Source organism: Thalassobius vesicularis (assembly GCF_004799325.1).
In the GTDB taxonomy this organism is placed as follows: Bacteria; Pseudomonadota; Alphaproteobacteria; order Rhodobacterales; family Rhodobacteraceae; genus Thalassobius; species Thalassobius vesicularis.
In genome coordinates, this window is the sequence record NZ_SSMD01000004.1 from 45,889 (window position 1) to 66,462 (window position 20,574).

At 65.3% G+C, this 20,574-nt stretch carries 24 protein-coding genes and 1 riboswitch; of the genes, 15 read left to right on the forward strand and 9 right to left on the reverse strand.

The genetic code is table 11. The features are described from left to right. Positions 1–16 precede the first annotated feature (16 nt). The 4 genes from dxs to E7681_RS09160 all read left to right on the forward strand — a co-directional run bounded on the left by dxs (position 17) and on the right by E7681_RS09160 (position 3,539). A complete protein-coding gene (gene dxs / locus E7681_RS09145; RefSeq protein WP_136338986.1) occupies positions 17–1,945 on the forward strand; it encodes a 1-deoxy-D-xylulose-5-phosphate synthase in 1,929 nt (642 codons plus the stop codon). Continuing rightward, on the forward strand, positions 1,945–2,952 hold the full coding sequence (locus tag E7681_RS09150; protein WP_136338987.1) for a glycosyltransferase family 2 protein: 1,008 nt from the start codon (positions 1,945–1,947) through the stop codon (positions 2,950–2,952). Before dxs ends, E7681_RS09150 begins: the two co-directional genes overlap by 1 nt. Before the next feature lie 106 nt (positions 2,953–3,058). After that, positions 3,059–3,238, forward strand: coding sequence for a hypothetical protein (locus E7681_RS09155; RefSeq protein ID WP_136338988.1), 180 nt, complete (start codon positions 3,059–3,061; stop codon positions 3,236–3,238). 100 nt (positions 3,239–3,338) lie between these two features. Then, positions 3,339–3,539, forward strand: coding sequence for a hypothetical protein (locus tag E7681_RS09160; protein WP_136338989.1), 201 nt, complete (start codon positions 3,339–3,341; stop codon positions 3,537–3,539). Positions 3,540–3,542: 3 nt separating this feature from the next. Here the strand turns inward: E7681_RS09160 and E7681_RS09165 are convergent, their stop codons facing one another. Continuing rightward, positions 3,543–4,391 (reverse strand): SDR family oxidoreductase, encoded by an 849-nt coding sequence (locus E7681_RS09165; RefSeq protein WP_136338990.1) that lies wholly within the window; start codon positions 4,389–4,391, stop codon positions 3,543–3,545. 108 nt (positions 4,392–4,499) lie between these two features. Between E7681_RS09165 and paaA the strand changes: the two genes are divergently transcribed. From paaA to E7681_RS09190, 5 genes are all read left to right on the forward strand, one after another. Continuing rightward, positions 4,500–5,483 carry a 1,2-phenylacetyl-CoA epoxidase subunit PaaA gene (gene paaA / locus E7681_RS09170; RefSeq protein WP_136338991.1) on the forward strand — a complete coding sequence of 328 codons (984 nt, stop codon included), beginning with the start codon at positions 4,500–4,502 and terminating at the stop codon, positions 5,481–5,483. An 87-nt stretch (positions 5,484–5,570) separates the two neighbouring features. After that, positions 5,571–5,855 (forward strand): 1,2-phenylacetyl-CoA epoxidase subunit PaaB, encoded by a 285-nt coding sequence (gene paaB, locus E7681_RS09175; protein ID WP_136338992.1) that lies wholly within the window; start codon positions 5,571–5,573, stop codon positions 5,853–5,855. Then, a complete protein-coding gene (paaC, locus tag E7681_RS09180; protein ID WP_136338993.1) occupies positions 5,855–6,601 on the forward strand; it encodes a 1,2-phenylacetyl-CoA epoxidase subunit PaaC in 747 nt (248 codons plus the stop codon). Before paaB ends, paaC begins: the two co-directional genes overlap by 1 nt. Further along, on the forward strand, positions 6,601–7,095 hold the full coding sequence (paaD, locus tag E7681_RS09185) for a 1,2-phenylacetyl-CoA epoxidase subunit PaaD (RefSeq protein ID WP_136338994.1): 495 nt from the start codon (positions 6,601–6,603) through the stop codon (positions 7,093–7,095). Before paaC ends, paaD begins: the two co-directional genes overlap by 1 nt. Positions 7,096–7,108: 13 nt before the next feature. Then, positions 7,109–8,158, forward strand: a complete 1,050-nt coding sequence (locus E7681_RS09190; protein ID WP_136338995.1) for a 2Fe-2S iron-sulfur cluster-binding protein — start codon at positions 7,109–7,111, stop codon at positions 8,156–8,158. A 163-nt stretch (positions 8,159–8,321) separates the two neighbouring features. Here the strand turns inward: E7681_RS09190 and E7681_RS09195 are convergent, their stop codons facing one another. Together E7681_RS09195 and E7681_RS09200 are read right to left on the reverse strand one after the other, a co-directional pair. Then, positions 8,322–9,128: an SDH family Clp fold serine proteinase gene (locus E7681_RS09195; RefSeq protein WP_136338996.1), complete on the reverse strand. Its 807-nt coding sequence runs from the start codon at positions 9,126–9,128 to the stop codon at positions 8,322–8,324. A 31-nt stretch (positions 9,129–9,159) separates the two neighbouring features. Next, entirely contained in the window at positions 9,160–9,588 is a 429-nt protein-coding gene (locus E7681_RS09200; protein WP_136338997.1) for a DUF1810 domain-containing protein, read from the reverse strand. A 58-nt stretch (positions 9,589–9,646) separates the two neighbouring features. Here E7681_RS09200 and E7681_RS09205 point away from each other — a divergent pair, with 58 nt between their 5' ends. The 3 genes from E7681_RS09205 (at position 9,647) to E7681_RS09215 (ending at position 12,506) form a co-directional block, all read left to right on the forward strand. Further along, complete coding sequence (locus E7681_RS09205; RefSeq protein WP_211089779.1) at positions 9,647–11,128, forward strand: AMP nucleosidase; 1,482 nt, start codon at positions 9,647–9,649, stop codon at positions 11,126–11,128. Between the two features lie 145 nt (positions 11,129–11,273). Next, on the forward strand, positions 11,274–11,561 hold the full coding sequence (locus E7681_RS09210; protein ID WP_136338998.1) for an HU family DNA-binding protein: 288 nt from the start codon (positions 11,274–11,276) through the stop codon (positions 11,559–11,561). Between the two features lie 72 nt (positions 11,562–11,633). Then, positions 11,634–12,506, forward strand: a complete 873-nt coding sequence (locus E7681_RS09215) for a DMT family transporter (RefSeq protein ID WP_136338999.1) — start codon at positions 11,634–11,636, stop codon at positions 12,504–12,506. 94 nt (positions 12,507–12,600) lie between these two features. Here E7681_RS09215 and E7681_RS09220 read toward each other — a convergent pair whose 3' ends face one another. The 3 genes from E7681_RS09220 to aroC are packed head-to-tail and all read right to left on the reverse strand — an operon-like array spanning position 12,601 to position 15,289. Continuing rightward, the gene (locus E7681_RS09220) at positions 12,601–13,545 is read right to left on the reverse strand and encodes an AEC family transporter (protein WP_136339000.1); all 945 of its coding nucleotides are present in this window, start codon (positions 13,543–13,545) and stop codon (positions 12,601–12,603) included. Beyond that, positions 13,530–14,186, reverse strand: a complete 657-nt coding sequence (locus tag E7681_RS09225; protein WP_136339001.1) for an HD domain-containing protein — start codon at positions 14,184–14,186, stop codon at positions 13,530–13,532. The genes E7681_RS09220 and E7681_RS09225 overlap by 16 nt, the downstream gene beginning before the upstream one ends. Then, positions 14,186–15,289, reverse strand: a complete 1,104-nt coding sequence (gene aroC, locus E7681_RS09230) for a chorismate synthase (protein ID WP_136339002.1) — start codon at positions 15,287–15,289, stop codon at positions 14,186–14,188. Before aroC ends, E7681_RS09225 begins: the two co-directional genes overlap by 1 nt. A 90-nt stretch (positions 15,290–15,379) precedes the next feature. Continuing rightward, positions 15,380–15,490: riboswitch (TPP riboswitch) on the forward strand. Positions 15,491–15,528: 38 nt separating this feature from the next. Here aroC and thiB point away from each other — a divergent pair. The 3 genes from thiB to E7681_RS09245 are packed head-to-tail and all read left to right on the forward strand — an operon-like array spanning position 15,529 to position 18,726. Continuing rightward, positions 15,529–16,506: a thiamine ABC transporter substrate binding subunit gene (thiB, locus tag E7681_RS09235; protein WP_136339003.1), complete on the forward strand. Its 978-nt coding sequence runs from the start codon at positions 15,529–15,531 to the stop codon at positions 16,504–16,506. Then, positions 16,482–18,035 carry a thiamine/thiamine pyrophosphate ABC transporter permease ThiP gene (locus E7681_RS09240; protein ID WP_136339004.1) on the forward strand — a complete coding sequence of 518 codons (1,554 nt, stop codon included), beginning with the start codon at positions 16,482–16,484 and terminating at the stop codon, positions 18,033–18,035. Before thiB ends, E7681_RS09240 begins: the two co-directional genes overlap by 25 nt. Beyond that, the gene (locus tag E7681_RS09245; RefSeq protein ID WP_136339005.1) at positions 18,022–18,726 is read left to right on the forward strand and encodes a thiamine ABC transporter ATP-binding protein; all 705 of its coding nucleotides are present in this window, start codon (positions 18,022–18,024) and stop codon (positions 18,724–18,726) included. The genes E7681_RS09240 and E7681_RS09245 overlap by 14 nt, the downstream gene beginning before the upstream one ends. Positions 18,727–18,766: 40 nt before the next feature. On the opposite strand, the gene E7681_RS09250 is transcribed toward E7681_RS09245, so the two are convergent. The 3 genes from E7681_RS09250 to E7681_RS09260 are packed head-to-tail and all read right to left on the reverse strand — an operon-like array spanning position 18,767 to position 20,547. After that, complete coding sequence (locus E7681_RS09250) at positions 18,767–18,949, reverse strand: Trm112 family protein (RefSeq protein ID WP_136339006.1); 183 nt, start codon at positions 18,947–18,949, stop codon at positions 18,767–18,769. Then, positions 18,946–19,584 carry an LON peptidase substrate-binding domain-containing protein gene (locus tag E7681_RS09255; RefSeq protein ID WP_136339007.1) on the reverse strand — a complete coding sequence of 213 codons (639 nt, stop codon included), beginning with the start codon at positions 19,582–19,584 and terminating at the stop codon, positions 18,946–18,948. The genes E7681_RS09250 and E7681_RS09255 overlap by 4 nt, the downstream gene beginning before the upstream one ends. A gap of 27 nt (positions 19,585–19,611) precedes the next feature. Next, positions 19,612–20,547, reverse strand: coding sequence for a tetratricopeptide repeat protein (locus tag E7681_RS09260; protein WP_425471381.1), 936 nt, complete (start codon positions 20,545–20,547; stop codon positions 19,612–19,614). Between the last annotated feature and the right edge of the window lie 27 nt (positions 20,548–20,574).

Sequence of the window (20,574 nt, forward strand, 5' to 3'; positions counted from 1 at the left end):
CCAGCCCGGAGGGGCCATGTCCGAGCGACCCAAGACGCCATTGCTGGACCAGGTGCACGCGCCTGCGGATCTGAAACGCCTGAGTGATGCTCAGCTGCGGCAGGTCGCGGATGAATTGCGCGCCGAAACGGTCAGCGCGGTGTCTGTCACCGGCGGGCATCTGGGCGCGGGGCTGGGCGTGGTGGAACTGACCGTGGCGCTGCACGCGGTGTTCGACACGCCCAAGGACAAGCTGATCTGGGACGTCTCGCACCAGTCCTATCCGCACAAGATCCTGACCGGGCGGCGCGACCGTATCCGAACGCTGCGCACCAAGGGGGGCCTGAGCGGATTCACCAAGCGATCCGAGAGCGTGTATGACCCGTTCGGCGCGGGGCATAGCTCGACCTCGATCAGTGCGGCGCTGGGGTTTGCGGTGGCGCATGATCTGGGTGGCAGTGCGGATGGCGGGCTGGGCGATGCGATCGCGGTGATCGGCGATGGCTCGATGTCGGCGGGGATGGCGTTCGAGGCGATGAACAACGCCGGGCACCTGAAAAAGCGGCTGTTCGTGATTCTGAACGATAATGAGATGTCGATTGCGCCGCCGGTGGGGGCGTTTTCGTCCTACCTGACGCGGCTGTATGCGGGCGAACCGTTCCAGGAGTTCAAGGCCGCCGCCAAGGGCGCGGTCAGCCTGTTGCCGGAACCGTTCCGCGAAGGCGCCAAGCGCGCCAAGGAGATGCTGAAAGGCATGGCCGTGGGCGGAACGCTGTTCGAGGAGCTGGGGTTCTCTTACGTCGGGCCGATTGATGGGCACGACCTGAACCAGCTGCTGCCGGTGCTGCGGACGGTCAAGGCGCGGGCGAACGGGCCGATTCTGATCCACGTGCTGACGAAAAAGGGCAAGGGCTATGGCCCGGCCGAGCGCGCACGGGACAAGGGCCATGCGACGGCCAAGTTCGACGTGCTGACGGGCGAGCAGAAAAAGACGCCCTCGAACGCGCCGAGCTATACCAAGGTGTTTGCCGATACGCTGCTGAAGCTGGCGGCGAAGGACGACAAGATTTGCGCGGTGACGGCGGCGATGCCGGATGGCACCGGGCTGAACCTGTTTGCCGAGCGTTACCCCAGCCGCTGTTTCGACGTGGGGATCGCGGAACAGCATGGCGTGACCTTTAGCGCCGGTCTGGCGGCGGGCGGGTTGAAACCGTTCTGCGCGATGTATTCCACGTTCCTGCAGCGGGGCTATGACCAGGTGGTGCATGACGTGGCGATCCAGCGCCTGCCGGTGCGGTTCGCGATTGACCGGGCCGGGCTGGTGGGGGCCGATGGCGCGACCCATGCGGGGGCGTTCGACGTGGCCTATCTGGCGAACCTGCCGGGCATGGTGGTGATGGCCGCCGCGGACGAGGCCGAGCTGGCGCATATGGTCGCCACCGCTGCGGCGCATGACGAAGGCCCGATTGCCTTCCGCTATCCGCGTGGCGAAGGCGTGGGCGTCGAGATGCCTGAGGAACCGCAGGTGCTGGAGATCGGCAAGGGCCGGATGATCCAGCAGGGCAAGCGCGTGGCGATCCTGTCGTTTGGGACGCGCCTGTCCGAAGTGATGAAAGCCGCCGAGGCGCTGAGCGCCAAGGGGATCACGCCGACTGTCGCGGATGCGCGTTTCGCCAAGCCGCTGGACCGCGAGCTGATCCTGCAACTGGCGGCGGATCATGAGGCGGTTATTACGGTCGAGGAAGGCTCGGTCGGTGGGTTTGGCAGCCATGTGGCGCAGTTGTTGGCGGATGAGGGCGTGTTCGATACCGGGCTGAAGTTCCGCTCGATGGTACTGCCGGATACCTTCATCGACCAGGCCAGCCAGGAAGACATGTATGCCGTCGCGCGCATGAACGCCCCAGACATCGAGGCCAAGGTGCTGGAGGTGCTGGGCATCGCGCAAATCGGGCGGCAGGTGGGCTGATGGGTCTGCTGGGTGCCTTGCGGTTGAAGCTGCGCGAGGCGCGGACGGATCGCTTGGTACGCGCCCGGATGCAGGTGCTGCATGGCCCTGCGCGGGTTAATCTGGCGCAGGATCAGGCCGGTGTCGTGTCGCTGATGAAGAACGCCGAATACTGGGTCGCCGATTTCATCCGGCACCATCAGGCGCTGGGCGCGGCGCATGTCATCATCATGGATAATGGCTCCAGCGACCGGACGGTCGAGATCGCGCGGGGATTCGACCGCGTGACGGTGCTGCAAAACACCCTGCCGGCCAAGCAATACGAATGCCCCCTGCGCGCGGTGGCGGCGCGGATGGTGCTGCGGGGCGGTTGGGTGCTGTTCGTCGACTCGGACGAGATGGCCGAGGTGCCATTCGGGCTGCATGCGTTGCTGCGCTATTGCAACGGGCAGGGGTTCACGGCTGTGACCTCGCAGATGCTGGACATGTTCGCGCCGCTGCCGCTGTCGCAGACGCGCGGGCTGGATTATGCGCAGTCGCGGGCGGTGATGGATCGCTACACGCTTGAGGGGCTGCAACGGCACCCCTATCACCTGCCGGACAACCCGATCGGATGGTTCCTGCGCGACAACTCTGGGGCCGAGGGGATCCAGATGCTGTCAGGCGGGGTGCGGCGGTTGCTGTTCAACGAGGACTGCATGCTGACCAAGCATTCGCTGGTGCGCAACGTGGCCGGGGTGCGGCTGATGACGCATCCTCATGCGGCTAGCGGGGTCGTGGTGGCGGATGTCAGTCTGGTGCTGAAGCACTACAAACTGGCCGGGGATTTCCTGGCGCGCGACCGGGCCAGCGTGGCCGCCGGAACCTGGGACCACGCCGAGGATGCCCGCCGAGTCGATGCCGCCGGTGACGGGGATTTCACGATCCGAGTCGCGGGTCCGCGCGTCTATGAAGGGCCCGGGCGGCTGGTCGAAGACGGGTTTCTGGCCGCTTCGCAGGCCTATTCGGCCTTTTGCACCGGGATTTAGGCCGGTTTTTCGCGTCACAGCCGCGCAATACGCCTGCGCAGGGTTGCCATAAGCGGTTTTGCGCGCATAGTTTCCCCGACCACTTAGAACGGATCGGAGTACCCGGATGAAAAAGCTGATCGCCCTGTCGCTGGCCGTGACCCTGGCCGCCCCCGCCTTTGCAGGCTCGCCCGCGCCCGCACGCGTCGAACCCGATGTCGTGAAAGCCGAGGCAAGCAGCTCGTCCAACGGCACCTGGGCAATGGGCCTGTGGTTCCTGCTGGCCGTCGCAATCGCGGCTGACTAAGCTCTGCGGGGGGCAACCCCCGTTTTGCCTAAAAACTTGCACGAATCCGGGAATCGGACGACCCTGAGTTACCTAAGGTAACTTTGTGGGAGGTATTTCGATGAAACGGATTTTGCTGTCCGCCGCTCTGGCGGGCCTATTCTTGAGCAACGGACCGGTCTTGGCGGACGGGTCCAGCACGGTCTCGCCAACCATCATTACGCCAGAAATCATCGAGCACGATACGGCATCCAGTAGCGTGACGGGGATTATCCTGCCGGCGGTGCTGGTTGTACTGCTCGTTGGGGCCGCATTACGCTAAGGCCTAGTCCTGATCCAGCAATGCCTGCAGCCCGGCGCGGTAGTCGGGGTAGAGCAGCTCGACCCCCAGCTCCTGCTTGATCCGGTCGTTTCGGACGCGCTTGGATTCCGCATAGAAACTGCGGGCCATCGGGGTCATCTCGGCGGTCTCATAGGGTTCGGCCGGGGGGATCGGCAGGCCCAGCAACACCGCGGCGTGGGCGATGACGTCCTCGGGCGGGGCGGCTTCGTTATCGCAGACATTGTAGATGGCGCCGGGATTGGGGCGCTGGATCGAGGCGTGCAGCACCTGCGCGATGTCGTCGACATGGATGCGGCTGAAAACCTGATTGTCCTTGATGATGCGGCGGGCGGTGCCGTTGCGGACCTTGGCAAAGGGGCCGCGGGTAGGGCCGTAGATGCCCGCCAGACGGAAGATGTGGAGCGGCAGAGACAGGGCTTGCCACTCGGCCTCGGCATCGACACGCCACTGGCCGCGCCGGGTGGAGGGGGTCAGCGGGGTGCTTTCATCGACCCAGCCGCCCTGATGGTCGCCGTAAACGCCGGTGGTGGACAGGTAGCCCACCCATTCGAGGTGCCGCGCAGAGGTGATGGCGTCGCGGAACCGCGCCAGAGTCGGGTCGCCGTTCGCGTCGGGGCCAGCCGAGATCAACAGGTGCGTGGCAGAGGCGATCTGCTGGTCGAGGTCGTTCGGATCGGCCAGCACGACCGGATGAACCCCGGTTTCACGAATCGCGGCGGCGCGTTCTGCGCTGCGGGTGGTGCCGAATATGGTCCAGCCAAGGGGCAACAGGCGCTGCGCCAGCCCTGCCGCCGAATAGCCATGCCCGAAAGAGATCAATGTCTTAGCCATGCGCGGACAGTGCGCTGAAAACTTTCTGACAGCAAGTGTTACGAAAATTCTTTATTTCCGAAATTTCGTAACATATAACAGGTTAAGCGACAGGAGGAGACCTAGCTTATGTATTCGCAAGGCCTGATCGGTGCTGACGGAAGCACCGACGAATCCCAAGATTTTCTGGACCGTTTCCAGGCGCGTATCGACGCCGAGGAAAAGATCGAACCGACCGACGCGATGCCCGAAGGCTATCGCCGCACGCTGGTGCGCCAGATCGGCCAGCACGCGCACTCGGAAATCGTGGGGATGCTGCCCGAGGGCAACTGGATCACCCGCGCGCCGACGCTGCGCCGCAAGGCCGCGCTGCTGGCCAAGGTGCAGGACGAGGGCGGGCATGGCCTGTACCTGTACTCGGCCGCCGAGACGCTGGGCGTCAGCCGTGAGGAAATGACCGAGGAACTGCACTCGGGCAAAGCCAAGTATTCGTCGATCTTCAACTACCCGACGCTGAGCTGGGCCGATATCGGCACCATCGGCTGGCTGGTGGATGGCGCGGCGATCATGAACCAGATCCCGCTGTGCCGGTGCTCGTTCGGGCCCTATGCCCGCGCGATGATCCGCGTCTGCAAGGAAGAGTCGTTCCACCAGCGTCAGGGCTATGAGATCGTGATGACGCTGGCCCGCGGCACCCCGGAACAGAAGGCGATGGCGCAGGACAGTCTGAACCGCTGGTGGTGGCCCGCCCTGATGATGTTCGGCCCGCATGACGCGGACAGCGAGCATTCGGACCAGTCGATGAAATGGAAGATCAAGCGCTTCAGCAATGACGAGCTGCGTCAGAAGTTCATCGACGCGACCGTGCCGCAGGCCGAGTTCCTGGGGCTGACTGTTCCGGATGCGGATTGCAAGTGGAACGAGGAAAAGGGTGGGTACGATCACGGACCCATCGACTGGAGCGAATTCTGGCGCGTGGTGAAGGGTGGGGGCGTGATGAACCGCGACCGTATCCGGGACCGCAAGGCAGCGTGGGAAAAAGGCGAATGGGTGCGCGATGCTGCGCTGGCCCATGCCGAGAAGCGCCGCGCGCGCAAGATGGCGGCTGAGTAAGGAACGGGGTCGGGCGCTGGTTGCCGCTGGCAACCTCGCCCCGCCCACCGTCCCGTAAGGTTTCTAAGACATAGAGAGGAGAGCGAGATGGTCACGACGACTCCGCTTTGGGAAGTGTTCATTCGGCCCCGTAACGGGCTTTCGCATAAACATGTGGGCTCGATCCACGCTGCGGACGAGGTTCTGGCGATCCAGGCCGCACGCGACGTGTATACGCGCCGGGGTGAGGGCACCTCGATCTGGGTGGTGAAGTCCGCCGACATCGTCGCCAGCGACCCCGATCAGGCGGCCGAGAATTTCGAGCCGACCGCCGACAAGATCTATCGCCACCCGACCTTCTACGACATCCCCGAAGAAGTGGGGCATATGTGATGGCTCTTTATCAGGCGATTTTGGAGCTGGCCGACGACAACCTGGTGCTGGGTCACCGGGTGTCGGAATGGTGCGGCCATGCGCCCCTGCTGGAAGAAGACCTGGCCATGCCCAACATGGCGCTGGATCTGATCGGCACCGCGCGCACGCTGTACGACTATGCGGGCAAGCTGGAAGGCAAGGGCCAGTCCGAGGACGACATGGCCTATCTGCGGGACGAACGCGAATATCGCAACTGCCTGCTGGTCGAGCGTCGCAATGACGATTTCGCCCACACCATGCTGCGCCAGCTGTATTTCGCGGCCTTCATGAAGCCGTTCTGGGACGCCGCGGCGAACAGCTCGGACGAAGTGATCCGTGGCGTGGCCGGCAAGGCCGTGAAAGAGATGGCCTATCACATCCGTCACGCGGGTGAATGGGTGATCCGCCTGGGTGACGGCACCGAGGAAAGCGCCGCCCGGATGAAGGACGCGGTGCAGGCGCTGGCCATGTATGTGGACGAGCTGTTCGTCAGCTCGGCTGCGGCGGCAGAGGCCGAAGCGGCGGGCATCCTGCCGAAACGTGCCGACATGCGCCCGGCTTTTGATGCGGTGATCAACCACATCTTCGCCGAAGCGATGCTGACCACGCCCGAGGTGGCCTATCCCCAGACCGGCGGCCGCGATGGCCTGCACGGCGAGGACCTGGGCCACATGCTGTCGGTGATGCAGGCGCTGTATCGCGCTCATCCCGGGGCCAGCTGGTAATGTCCCTGGCCGCGCAGGAGGAGGCGCGCGCCTGGGAGGCCGCAGCACAGGTTCCCGACCCCGAGGTCCCCTGTGTCACGGTCGCCGATCTGGGCATTTTGCGCTGGGTTAGGGTCGAAAACGGTGTCTGCCGGGTGGGGGTCACCCCCACCTATTCCGGCTGCCCCGCGACCCTGGCGATCGAACTGGCGATCGAGACCGCGATCCTGGATGCGGGCATCGAACGCGTGCAGATCGAGCGCGTCCTGTCCCCGGCCTGGACCACCGACTGGATCAGCGCCGAGGGCCGCGCCAAGCTGCGCGAGTACGGGATCGCTCCGCCAGAAGAGGCCACCGGCAAGGGGCTGAAGCTGTTCGGCGAAACCACCGTGCATTGCCCACGCTGCGGCAGCACCCATACGGAACGACTGAGCGAGTTCGGCTCGACCGCCTGCAAGGCGCAATACCGCTGCAAGGCCTGTGCCGAACCCTTCGACTATTTCAAATGTATCTGAGAGGACTGGCGAGATGTTTCACCAGCTGACTATCCAGAACGTCGCCAAGGAAACCCCGGATTCGGTGGCGATCACCTTTGATGTGCCGACCGACCTGAACGGCGCGTTCGACTGGAAACCGGGGCAATACCTGACCCTGCGCACCGAAATCAACGGCGAGGACCTGCGCCGCTCGTATTCCATCGCCAGCCTGCCCGGCAAGGCGCTGACCGTGGGCGTGAAGCAGGTCGAGGACGGCAAATTCTCTACCTTCGCTCAGGGGCTGAAGGCAGGCGACACGCTGCAGGTGATGCCGCCCGAGGGCCGTTTCACCCCGCGCGGCGAGGCACGCCTGGTGCTGATCGCGGCAGGCTCGGGCATCACGCCGATGGTGTCGATTGCCGCGGATGAACTGGCCAAGGGGCACGAGGTGACGCTGGTCTACGGCAACCGGGCGACCGGCTCGATCATGTTCCGCGAGGCGCTGGACGCGCTGAAGGACCGCTACACCGATCGCTTTACGCTGATCCATATCCTGTCGCGTGAACCGCAAGACGTGGACCTGCTGAACGGTCGTATCTCGGGCGAGAAAGTCGCCGCGCTGGGCAAAGCCGGGGCGATTGATCTGACGGGCGCCGATGGCGTGTATCTGTGCGGCCCCGGCGACATGATCGACGACGTCACCGCAACGCTGGAAGGCGCCGGTGTGGCGCGCGACAAGATCCACTTCGAGCGGTTCTATGAGGACGGCGACGCCCCCCGCGCCCCGAAATCCGCCGCCGCCGCCGCCGCCGCCGAAAAGGGCGTCACGGTCGAGGTGATCCTGGACGGCACCCGCCGCATTTTTGAATTCGGTGCGCAGGACGAAACCATCGTCGATGCCGCCGCGCGTCAGGGGCTGGAACTGCCGTACTCGTGCAAGGGTGGCATGTGCTGCACCTGCCGCTGCAAGGTCGAGGAAGGCAGCGCCGAAATGGCGATCAACTACTCGCTGGAGCCGTGGGAGCTGGAAGCCGGCTTTACCCTGGGCTGCCAAGCGCGCCCGACCAGCGAAAAGCTGGTGCTGGATTTCGACGCCGCCTGAGCCTCCTTCTCGGCCCGCGCGCCCGTGGTGACGGGGTGCCGTGAGTATTTGGATCAGAAAGAAGCAAAGGGGGTGCGTTAACCTTAACGTGCCCCTTCTTCTTTTTGAAAATATCCTCGGGGGGTGAATGCGTTGAAAACGCAGAGGGGGGCAGACAGCCCCCCTATTTGCTGCGGGGCAAGTACTCGACCCCGCCTTGTTTGTTGGTGGGCTGCGGGTAGAGGCGCATCAGGTCCATCACCTCTTGTGGCATGTCGGTGCTGATCGGCAGGCCCATCTCCAGCGCCTCTTCGGCTGAGATCGGGTAGTCGTGGGTCCATTGGCCCGAGGACAGCTGTTCGGCTACCTTTTCGGCCTTGTCGCGGTCCATGTGCGAGGTCAGCAGTTCGACCGCCTCGTCCCAGACCTGGTTGAGCGATTTCTGCGCGATGTCGGCCAGGATCAGGGTGTCGTCCTCGACCTTTTCGGGGGATTTTTGCACCACGACGGACAGGATCGAGGCGGCGGGGCTGTCGCCGATCTGGGGGTCGATGGGGCCCAGCACGGCGTGGCGATTCATCACGATCTGGTCGGCGGCCAGCGCCATCAGGGTGCCGCCGGACATGGCATAGTGGGGCACCAGCACGCGCACGTCGGATTTGTGTTTGCGCAGGGCGCGGCTGATTTGGGTTGCCGCCAGCACCAGGCCACCGGGCGTGTGCAGGACGAGGTCGATGGGGGTCGTGTCCTCGGTGTTGTCGATGACGCGCAGGATTTGTTCGCTGTCTTGCACGTCGATGTAGCGGACCAGCGGGATGCCGAGCAGGCTCATGGTTTCCTGGCGGTGCACCAGCACGATGACGCGGCTGCCGCGCTTGCGCTGGATCTCGTCGATCTTACGTTGGCGCAGGGCCTCTTGCAGGCGTTTTTGCAGCATCGGCTGCAGGGCCGTCACCAGGAAGAAAATCCAGATCAGGGTCATGAAGTCCATGGGTGCCTCCGTTATCGGCAGGATGGACCGGTCAGGCCAGAAGCGCCAGAGTCTTTGTGCAGGGCTGGCCGTCGTAGAGCCTGTCCAGGATGCGTTGGAACACAGGGTCGGTGCCGACGAGGCTGGCGAACAGCGTCGCGCAGGAGCGCAGTTTCATCGCGTCGATCTGGCCAAGAATGTCCTGCGGCGGGGCGCCGGCGTGGGAAAGCATCAGGTGGCACATGTGGATCAGGCGGGGGCCGAGGATGGGGTGCGCGAGGTAGGCGTGGGCCTCGGGCGCGCCATCCAGACCGTAGAGCTGGGCGAAGTTCGATATGCCCAGACCGCGCAGTTGCGGGAAGACGTACCACATCCAGTGGGTGATCTTGGCGCCTGTGGCGACCTCGCGCTCGGCATCGGAAAAGTTGCGGGCCTGCGCCAGGACAAAGCGGTTCAGATCATGCGGGGGTGGGGCGCTCATGCGGCAAGTGTTGAACAGCCGCCTGTCCCGTGTCAACGTCACCAAAAAAGGACAGAGCATGACCCCCACGCCGTTGAACCCCGTGATCGAAACGCCCGACCTGCCCGCGCCCGAGGCGTTTGACGACGCCAAGGCCGCCGTGGACCGGCTGGAGGAGCTGTATCGCGGGGCGGTCGGGTTCCTGCAGGAGCGGTTCGCGCAGGCGATGAAGGCGGGGGACGCGGACCGGCGCTATCGGGCGTTCTACCCCGAGGTGCGGATCACCACGACCAGCTTTGCCAAGATCGACAGCCGTCTGAGCTTTGGCCACGTGGCCGAGCCGGGTACCTATGCGACGACGGTCACGCGGCCCGACCTGTTCCGCTGGTATCTGGAGCAGCAGATCGGACTGTTGATCCACAATCACGGGGTGCCGGTGGTGGTGGGCGTGTCGGACACGCCAATGCCGGTGCATTTCGCCATGACGGCCGAGGGGGCGAGTGTGCCTCAGGAAGGGGCGGCCAGTTTCACGCTGCGCGACGTGTTCGACGTGCCGGACCTGAGCACCACGAATGACGATATCGTCAATGGCACCTACGCGCTGCCGCCGGATGGGACGCGGCCGCTGGCACCGTTCACGGCGCAGCGGGTGGACTATTCACTGGCGCGGCTGTCGCATTACACGGCGACGGACCCCAAGCATTTCCAGAACCACGTGCTGTTCACCAACTACCAGTTCTATGTCTCGGAATTCGAGGCCTATGCCCGCAAGATGCTGGCCGATCCGGACAGCGGCTATACCGCCTTTGTCAGCACCGGGAACGCCATGATCACCGAGGCGGATCAGGTGCTGCCGCATTCCGACAAGATGCCCCAGATGCCGGCCTATCACCTGAAGCGCAAACACGGCGCGGGGATCACGCTGGTGAATATCGGGGTGGGGCCGTCGAACGCCAAGACGGCGACGGATCACATCGCGGTGCTGCGGCCTCATGCGTGGGTGATGGTGGGCCATTGCGCGGGGCTGCGCTCGTCGCAGTCGCTGGGGGATTTCGTGCTGGCCCATGCTTACCTGCGCGAGGACAAGGTGCTGGACGACGACCTGCCGGTCTGGGTGCCGGTGCCCGCGCTGGCGGAAATCCAGATCGCACTGGAACAGGCCGTGGCCGAGGCGACCGCGCTGGAAGGCTATGACCTGAAGCGGATCATGCGGACGGGGACCGTGGCCAGCCTGGACAACCGCAACTGGGAACTGCGCGACCATACCGGCCCGGTGCAGCGCCTGAGCCAATCGCGCGCCGTCGCGCTGGACATGGAAAGCGCCACGATCGCGGCGAACGGGTTCCGGTTCCGGGTTCCATACGGCACCCTCTTGTGTATCAGCGACAAGCCCCTGCATGGGGAATTGAAGCTGCCGGGCATGGCCAGCGAGTTCTACAAGACGCAGGTGTCGCGGCACTTGTTGATCGGCATCCGGTCAATGGAGCGGCTGCGAGAGATGCCACTGGAACGCATCCACAGCCGCAAGCTGCGCAGCTTTGACGAGACGGCATTCCTGTAGGTGCACCCCTGACCAAGCGTCAACAAACACAAAAGGCATGTTTTTAGGGGGTATCGGGACACTATTGATTGTGCTCCCCCGTGACATTCCTTTAAATGTCGCGCAATGAGGCCCAACGATCGGGCAATTCAAGGAGAACAAAAAAATGACCAAACCGATGACCAAAACCCAGCTGGTTGCCGCTCTGGCCGAGGAAATGGGCGCAGACAAGAAAACCGCCGGTGCCGCGCTGGACGCGATCACCGCGATCGTCACCAAAGAAGTCGCCGGTGGCGGCGCCGTGACCCTGCCGGGCCTGGGCAAGATCTATTGCCGCGAGCGCCCCGAGCGTATGGTGCGTAACCCCGCCACCAACGAGCAGATCAAGAAAGAAGCCGACAAGGTGGTGAAGATGACCATCGCCAAAGCGCTGAAGGACAGCGTGAACGGCTGATCTTGCATCTGATGTGAGTTTACGAAAGGGTCGTCCCGAGTGGACGGCCCTTTTTGCATCAGGAGGCGACGGGTGGATTTTCGCGCGATTGGTATGGGGCTGGCTTTCGCCCTGATGTGGAGCTCGGCCTTTACCTCGGCGCGGGTCATCGTGGCCTATGCGCCGCCGATGGCATCGCTGTCGCTGCGGTTCCTGATCTCGGGACTGCTGGGCATCGCGATCGCGCTGCTGCTGGGGCAGACGTTCCGGCTGAGCCGGGCGCAATGGCGCGCGACGATCATCTTCGGGATCTGCCAGAACGCGCTGTATCTGGGCCTGAACTTCATCGCCATGCAGACGGTCGAGGCGGGTCTGGCCTCGATCATCGCGTCGACGATGCCGCTGATGGTGGCGCTGGCGGGCTGGATCGTGTTCCGCGACAAGCTGCCCGTGTTGGGCGTGATCGGCCTGGCGCTGGGCATCATCGGCGTGGTCCTGATCATGGGCGCACGGCTGGAGGGCGGCGTGGATCGGTACGGCCTGGCGCTGTGCTTTATCGCGGCGGCGGCGCTGACGGTGGCGACGCTGTCGGTGCGCGGGGCCAGCTCGGGCGGGAACGTGATGATGATCGTGGGGCTGCAGATGCTGGTGGGGGCGGTGTGCCTTGCCGTGGCATCGGCCGCGTTCGAGACGATCCATGTCGAGTGGAACTGGAAGCTGGTGGTGGCGTTCTTCTACACCACGCTGGTGCCGGGTCTGGCCGCGACATGGGTCTGGTTCACATTGGTCAACCATATCGGCGCGGTGAAGGCGGCGACCTTCCACTTCCTCAACCCGTTCTTCGGCGTGGCGATCGCGGCGGTGCTACTGGGCGAAAAGCTGGGCCTGCTGGACGTGGTCGGCGTGGTGGTGATCACGCTGGGTATTCTGGCGGTGCAACTGTCGAAGCAAAAGCCGAAGGGCTGAGCGGGGTCAAAATTCTTGCAAAGAATTTTGACCGGAAAATTTGAAATTTTCCGGGCCTCCGGCGGGAGTATTTTGCTTCAGAAAGAAGCAGGGGTCAGGTCAGCAGGGCCAGCAAGATCGACAGGGTGAAGAACGAGGCCGTGGTCGCGGCCAGCAGGGCGATGGAGGCGAGGCCTTCGTAGCCGTATTCCTGGGACAGCACGGTGTAGATGGTGAACATCGGGATGGCTGCGGACAGGATCAGGGCGGTGTGCATGTCTCCGGTCAGGGCGGGCAGACCCAGGGTGGGTAGCAGGGCCGCGGCGGCGAAGACCAGGGCGGGGTGCAGGATCAGTTTGCCGATGGTGATCTGTGCGGCGAGGGGGGCGTCTCCGCGTAGGGGGAGGCCGACCAGCGAGCCGCCGATCACGAACAGTGCCAGGGCCGAGGACGACGCGGCCAGCATGCCCATCAGGCGGTTCACGCCCGAGGGCAGTTGCATCCCGCTGAGCATCAGCGCGAAGCCCAGGATCAGGGCGATGACCATCGGGCGTTTCAGGATCGACCAGAACAGCTTGCCCAGCATTTTGGCCAGCGAGTGATGCTCTTCCTTGCGGGAGAGTTCCAGCAGGATCAGGCAGGCGGGGATGATGAAGAAGTTCTCGACCACGAAGTTCAGTGCCAGGATGACGCCGGCCTTGTCGGGGAAAATCAGCAGCATCACCGGGAAGCCGACGAAGCCCGAGTTGGGGCAGCTTGCCCCCATTGCCCCGATGGCGCGGCGGGCGGGGCCGACGCCTTGGGCCGCCAGGAACAGGTAGGTGGCGGCGATGGTCAGCAGGCCGCCGATCAGCATGGCCGTCATGTAGCTGAAGTTCAGCACGGCGGCCGGGTCTTGCTTGCCGATGGCGGAGAACAGTAGCGCGGGCAGGGCGATGTTCAGGACGTATTTGCCAAGCGTGCGCATTTCGGACGGGGCGAAGACGCCGGCGCGGGTGGTGGCGTAGCCCATGGCGATGGCCGCGAAGATCGGGAAGGTGATGGTCAGGATGTCCAGCATGGGTGCTCCGGGGTGAATCCGATTTCGGCGGCGAGGGTTGTCAGGAAGTCGCGCATCGTGGCGGCGCGGTCTTGTGCGATCTGTTTGCCGCGTGCGGTCAGCATCGTGTCGGGCAGGCGCAGCAGTTTGAGCGGCCAATGGTCCAGCGCATAGGCGGTGTCGTCCAGTGGGCGGTTGGCTGCGAAGGGGTCGGTCGGGTCGTAGAACGGGCGGCTGAGCGCGCCCGAAACGGCGAAGGTGCGGGCGATGCCGATGGCACCCAGAGCGTCCAGCCGGTCGGCGTCGCGCAGGATGCGGGCCGTGTCTGAAACAGGCTCTATTCCAGCGGAAAAGCTGTGGGCGGCGATGGCGTGGGTGGTCTCGGCGATTTCGTCGTCGGAGAAGCCGAGCGCGCGCAGATGCGGGGTGGCGGCCTGCGCCGAGAGGGTCGAGGCGCGGGCGCGGTCGGGGGCGTCCTTGGGCAGGTTCACCAGATCGTGCAGGTAGCAGGCGGCCAGCAGCGGGCGGGTCGCGCCGCCCATCGTTTCGGCGATGTCCCGGGCGGTCAGCCAGACCCGATCCAGATGCGCCAGATCATGGGCCGCGTCCTGCGCCATGTCCCGTTTCGCGATGTCGCGCAGGGTCTGGCGCAGGGCTTGCATCAGCCGATCTTGCCGCGATTGGCGCCGATCTGGCCGCGATGCAGCAGCAGGTGGTCCAGCACCACGCAGGCCATCATCGCCTCGCCCACGGGGACGGCGCGGATGCCGACGCAGGGGTCGTGGCGGCCCTTGGTGATGATCTCGGCGGCCGTGCCGGATTTGGTGATGGTCTGGCGGGTTTTCAGGATGGACGAGGTCGGTTTGACCGCAAAGCGCACCACCAGATCCTGCCCGCTGGAAATACCGCCCAGAATGCCGCCGGCGTGGTTCGAGGAATAGACCGGCTGGCCGTCATTACCCATGAAGATCTCGTCGGCGTTGTCTTCGCCGGTCAGGCAGGCGGCGTTCATGCCCTCGCCGATTTCGACGCCCTTGACGGCGTTGATCGACATCATCGCGGCGGCCAGATCGGTGTCGAGCTTGCCGTAGATCGGCGCGCCCAGACCGGCGGGGACGCCACGGGCGACGACCTCGACCACGGCGCCGACCGAGTTGCCGGATTTGCGCAGGCCGTCCAGATAGGTGGCCCATTCACCCGCCGCAGTGGCGTCGGGCGACCAGAACGGGTTCTGTTCGATCTGGTCCCAGTCAAAACGGGCGCGGTCGATCTTGTGCGGGCCGATCTGGGTCATGTAGCCCTTGATCTCGACGCCCGGAACCAGCGCTTTGATCGCCTCGCGCGCGATGCCGCCGGCGGCCACGCGGGCAGCGGTTTCACGGGCCGAGGAGCGCCCGCCGCCGCGATAGTCGCGGATGCCGTATTTCTGCCAATAGGTGATGTCGGCGTGGCCGGGGCGGAATTTCTCGGCGATGTCGCCGTAGTCCTTGGAGCGCTGGTCGGTGTTCTCGATCATCAGCTGGATCGGGGTGCCGGTGGTCTGGCCCTCGAACATGCCCGACAGGATTTTCACCTGGTCGGGTTCCTGGCGTTGGGTCGTGTACTTGTTCTGGCCCGGTTTGCGGCGGTCCAGCCAGTGTTGCAGCATCGCCTCGTCCAGCACGACACCCGGAGGGCAGCCGTCCACGGTGGCACCCAGTGCAGGCCCGTGGCTTTCGCCCCAGGTGGTGACGCGGAAAAGATGACCGAAGGTGTTCATGCTCATGGGGCGGCTCCTTTGGGGGTGGAATAGCGGGGCGGGGCGCGCGCGACAAGCGGTTTTGCCTTGAAACGTGGGGGGCAAGGCGCTAGCTGTGCGCGTACCTCGGGGTGCCCTGCGACAGAAGCGCAGGGCTGAGATGCATCCTGCGAACCCGTTGAACCTGAACCGGTTAAGACCGGCGGAGGGAAGGTCTGGATATGCTCCACACGATCTCCGCCCGTCGCAGATATGGAGGATACCGAATGAAGTATCTTGCGCTTGCCACGGGACTGTTTGCTGCCACCACTGCCGTGGCCGAAACGCCTGTACTGACGATCTACACCTATGACAGCTTTGTCTCGGAATGGGGGCCTGGCCCCGCCGTGGAAAAGGCGTTCGAGGCCGAATGCGCCTGTGACCTGCAATTCGTGGGCGCGGGTGATGGCGCCGCGCTGCTGGGCCGCCTGAAGCTGGAAGGCGACCGCACCGAGGCCGACATCGTGCTGGGCCTGGACACCACGCTGACGGCGGCAGCGACGGCCACGGGCCTGTTCGCGCCGGTCGAGCTGACGGCCGCCTATGACCTGCCGATGGCGTGGGAAGACACGCATTTCGTGCCCTATGACTGGGGCTATTTCGCCTTTGTCAAAAAGGCCGATCAGGCGGGCCCCGCGAATTTCAAGGAACTGGCCGACAGCGATCTGAAGATCGTGATCCAGGATCCGCGCAGCTCGACCCCCGGTTTGGGGCTGTTGATGTGGGTGAAGGCCGCCTATGGCGACGAGGCCCCCGCGATCTGGGCCGGTCTGGCTGACAACATCGTCACCGTGACCAAGGGTTGGTCCGAGGCGTATGGCCTGTTTCTGGAAGGTGAGGCCGACATGGTGCTGTCCTACACCACCTCGCCCGCGTATCACCTGATCGCCGAGGAGGATGCCTCCAAGGCCGCCGCCGCGTTCGACGAGGGGCACTACATGCAGATCGAAGTCGCAGGCAAGATCGCTGGCACCGATCAGCCCGAGCTGGCGGACAAGTTCCTGGCCTTCATGGTCTCGGACGCGTTCCAGTCGCTGATCCCGACGACCAACTGGATGTACCCGGCGGTGATGCCGAAGGACGGGCTGCCGAAGGGCTTTGAGACCCTGATCCAGCCCGTGAAATCGCTGCTGGTGCCGGCCGACATGGCCGATGCCGTGCGCGAGCAGGCGATGACGGAATGGCTGTCGGCGCTGTCGCAATAAGACGGGCCTGGCCCGGGATATTGGCCGCGGCGCTGGTCGCGGCCTTTGTCCTGGCGTCCTTGGGCGCGGTCCTGTGGTTCGCGGGGGGTGGCGGTGCGCCGGGCCCCGGCGACTGGGCCGCGCTGCGATTCACGTTGATGCAGGCCAGCCTGTCGGCGGTGCTGAGCGTGGCCTTGGCCATCCCCACCGCGCGGGCGCTGGCGCGGCGCAATTTCCCGGGGCGCGGGGCGCTGATCACGCTGCTGGGCGCGCCCTTTATCCTGCCGGTCATCGTTGCCGTTCTGGGCCTGCTGGCCGTGTTCGGGCGGAACGGGATCGTCAGCCAGGGGCTGGCGCTGGTCGGGTTGCCTCCGCTCTCGATCTACGGGCTGCACGGTGTGCTGCTGGCGCATGTGTTTTTCAACCTACCACTGGCCACGCGGATCCTGCTGCAAGGCTGGCAAGAAATCCCGGCCGAGCGATTCCGTCTGGCCGCCGCGCTGGACATGGGCCCGGCGCAGGTGATGCGGTTTCTGGAAGGTCCGATGCTGCGGGCGATGGTGCCCGGTGCGCTGCTGGCCGTGTTCGGCCTGTGCCTGAGCAGTTTCGCCGTGGTGCTGATGCTGGGCGGCGGCCCCAAGGCGACCACGCTGGAGCTGGCGATCTATCAGGCGTTCCGGTTCGAGTTCGATCTGGGCCGCGCCGCCACGCTGGCGGCCATTCAGGCGGTGCTGGTCGGCGCGGTGCTGTGGATCGGCCTGCGCATCATGCGCCCCGACGGGCAGGGGCTGGGTCACGACCGCGTGCTGCGGCGCTGGGATGGCGAAGGCTGGGTCTTGCGGGTGCAGGACGGCGCGGTGCTGGCGCTGGTCTCGGTCTTTCTGCTGGTGCCGCTGGGGCTGATCGTGGCGCGCGGCGCCGCAGGGCTGGGGCAGCTCCCCCCGTCAGTCTGGGAGGCGTTCTGGGCGTCGCTGGCGGTCACGCTGGCCTCGACCTTGCTGGGGGTGGGCATGGCGCTGGCGATCGGGCTGGCCTCGGTCCGGGCCGGATGGGTCGAGGTGCTGGGGATGATGGGCATCGCGACCTCGCCGCTGGTGCTGGGGACGGGGCTGTTCCTGCTGGTGAACCCGTGGATCAACCCGGCGCGGCTGGCCTTTGTGGTGACGGCGGCGGTGAACGCGGTGATGATCCTGCCCTTCGCGCTGCGGGTGCTGACGCCCAGCCTGCGCCGGATCGAGACGGATTACGGCCGTCTGGCCGACAGTCTGGGCCTGACCGGCTGGGCACGGCTGCAGCTGCTGATCTGGCCGCGCGCGCGGCGCAGTCTGGGTTTTGCGGCGGGCCTGTCGGCGGCGATGGCGATGGGCGATCTTGGCGTGATCGCGCTGTTCGCCGACCCGCGTCAGGCGACGCTGCCGCTGCAGATGTATCGGCTGATGGGGGCGTACCGGATGGAGGCGGCCTTTGGCGCGGCGCTGCTGCTGCTGGCCACCAGCCTGGCGCTGTTCTGGATTTTCGATCGAGGAGGGCGCGGCGATGCTGACGCTTGAAGGGCTGGTGATCCGGCAAGACGGGTTCGAGCTGAGCGCGGATCTGCACGTGCCCGACGGCGCGCGGGTGGCGGTGATCGGCCCGTCCGGGGCGGGGAAATCGACGCTGCTGAACGCGGTGGCGGGGTTCCAGCCCGTCGACGAGGGACGCATCCGGATGCAGGGGCGCGACGTGACCGGGCTGGCGCCGGGGAAACGGCCCGTGTCGATGCTGTTTCAGGACAACAACCTGTTCCCGCATCTGAGTGCTGCGCAAAACGTCGGTCTGGGTCTGCGCCCCGACCTGCGGCTGGACGCGGCGCAACGCGCCCGCGTGGCGCAGGCGCTGGAGAGGGTTGGCCTGCAAGGGCTGGAAGGGCGCAAACCCGGGCAACTGTCGGGCGGGCAGGCCAGCCGCGTGGCGCTGGCGCGGGTGCTGGTGCAGGGGCGCGGGCTGGTCCTGCTGGACGAACCCTTTGCCGCGCTGGGACCGGCGCTGAAGGCCGAGATGCTGGACCTGCTGGAGGAGGTGCTGGACGAGACCGGCGCAACCTTGCTGCTGGTCACACACGACCCGGCAGATGCGCTGCGGATCGCCCCGCAGACCATTCTGGTGGCGGATGGCTGGGCCAATGCGCCGGTTGCGACGGCCCAGCTGTTCGCGGATCCGCCTTTGGCGCTGCGGTCGTATCTGGGGGTGCCGAAATCTTGAAAAGATTTCGGACCGCTTTCTTTGAAAGAAAGCGGGGCGCTTAGTCCAGCGCGCGCGCTTCGTCGAGCAGCATCACGGGGATGCCGTTGCGGATCGGGAAAGCCAGTTTGGCGGATTTGCTGACCAGTTCCTGCGCCTCGGCGTCGTAATCCAGCGGGCCATGGGTCAGCGGGCAGATCAGTGCTTCGAGCATACGGCGGTCGAAGGCGGGGGTGTCGCTCATTGCATCGGCTCCTCTTTGTCGCCGCTGTGTAGGGCGTATTCGATCAGGGTGACAAGGGTTTCGCGCCGGGTGCACAGGCAGGGTGCCTCAAGCAGCGCCTGTTTGTCCTCGGGCGTCAGGTCCAGCAGCATCGACAGCGAGTTGATCAGCAGCTCGTCATCCGCGCCTTCCAGCGTTTCCCAGTCGGTTTCCAGCCCCTGCTGCGTGAAGTAACGGCACAGCTTGTTCAGGAAGGCGTTGCGGTCAAAGGCGTCGTCCTGTTCCTCGTGCCCCAGATCGCGGCTGAAATCGTCCCAGGACACGGCGCAGCGGCGGTAGGGGGTGAAGCCCTCGACCTCTTCGGTGATGCGGAAGCGCGAGATACCGGACAGGGTGATCATATAGCGCCCGTCCTCGGTTTCCGAGAATTGCGTCACGCGACCGGCGCAGCCGATCTGGTGCAGGCGCGTTTTGGACCCGCATTGGCAGGGCTGGACCATCCCGATCAGGCGACCGGGTGATTTCAGCGCGTCATCCAGCATCGCCAGGTACCGCGGCTCGAAGATATGCAGCGGCAGGCGCGACCGGGGCAGCAGCAGCGCCCCGGGCAGCGGGAAAACCGGAATGATCTTGGGCAGGTCGAATTTCAAAGCCATGATGACGGACCTAGTACGGCCCCGACCTTAGGCAAATATCATCGAGCTGAGTTTCCGGCGGCCATGCAAAGCGATGGGGTCGTTTGCCTTCAGCGCGTCGAAGATCGTGAACAGCTGGGCCTTGGCGGCACCGTCGTTCCATTCGCGGTCGCGGCGGAACAGGTCCAGCAGCTGATCGACGGCCTCTTGCACCTGGCCAGCGGCGTGCAGTGCCTGGGCCAGATCAAAGCGGGCCTGCAGGTCGGCCGGATCGGCCTCGACCTTGGCGCGCAGTTCGTCCAGCGGGCCGGAGTTGGCGGCCTGACGGGCCAGTTCGATCTGGGCGCGGACGGCCTCTAGCTGGGGATCGTGGCTGATCGCGGCGGGGGCGCCGTTCAGCACGGCCTCGGCCTGATCGACGTCATCCATCGCCAGGTGGCAGCGGGCCAGACCGGCAAAGGCGGTGGCGTTTTCGGGGTCTTCCTGAAGCACCGCGCCAAAGACCTGCGCGGCATCGGCAACGGAGCCTTCGGCCAGCATTTCCTCGGCCGCGGCCAGCGCGTCATCCAGACCGCCCGACGGATCGCCGCCGGCTTGCTCGATCGCGCGCTTGATGAAGGCGTCGATTTCCGAGGCGGGCACGGCACCCTGGAACATGTCCACCGGGCGACCCTTGACGAAGGCGACGACGGTCGGGATCGATTGCAGCGGCAGACCCTGCTGCGCCAAGGCCTGAGCCAGACGCTGGTTTTGATCGACGTCGATCTTGGCCATCTTGACGGCACCCTTGGCCTTGGTCACGGCGCTTTCCAGCAGCGGGCCCAGCGTGCGGCACGGGCCGCACCAGGTGGCCCAGAAATCGACGATCACGGGCACTTCGTTCGAAGCTTCGATCACGTCGGCCATGAAGTTCGCCTCGGTCACGTCCTTGATCAGGTCGGTGGCGGGGGCAGCGGTTTTTCCAAGTTCAAGCATATCGGTCATCCTTACGGAATTGGTTGCCCCATATAT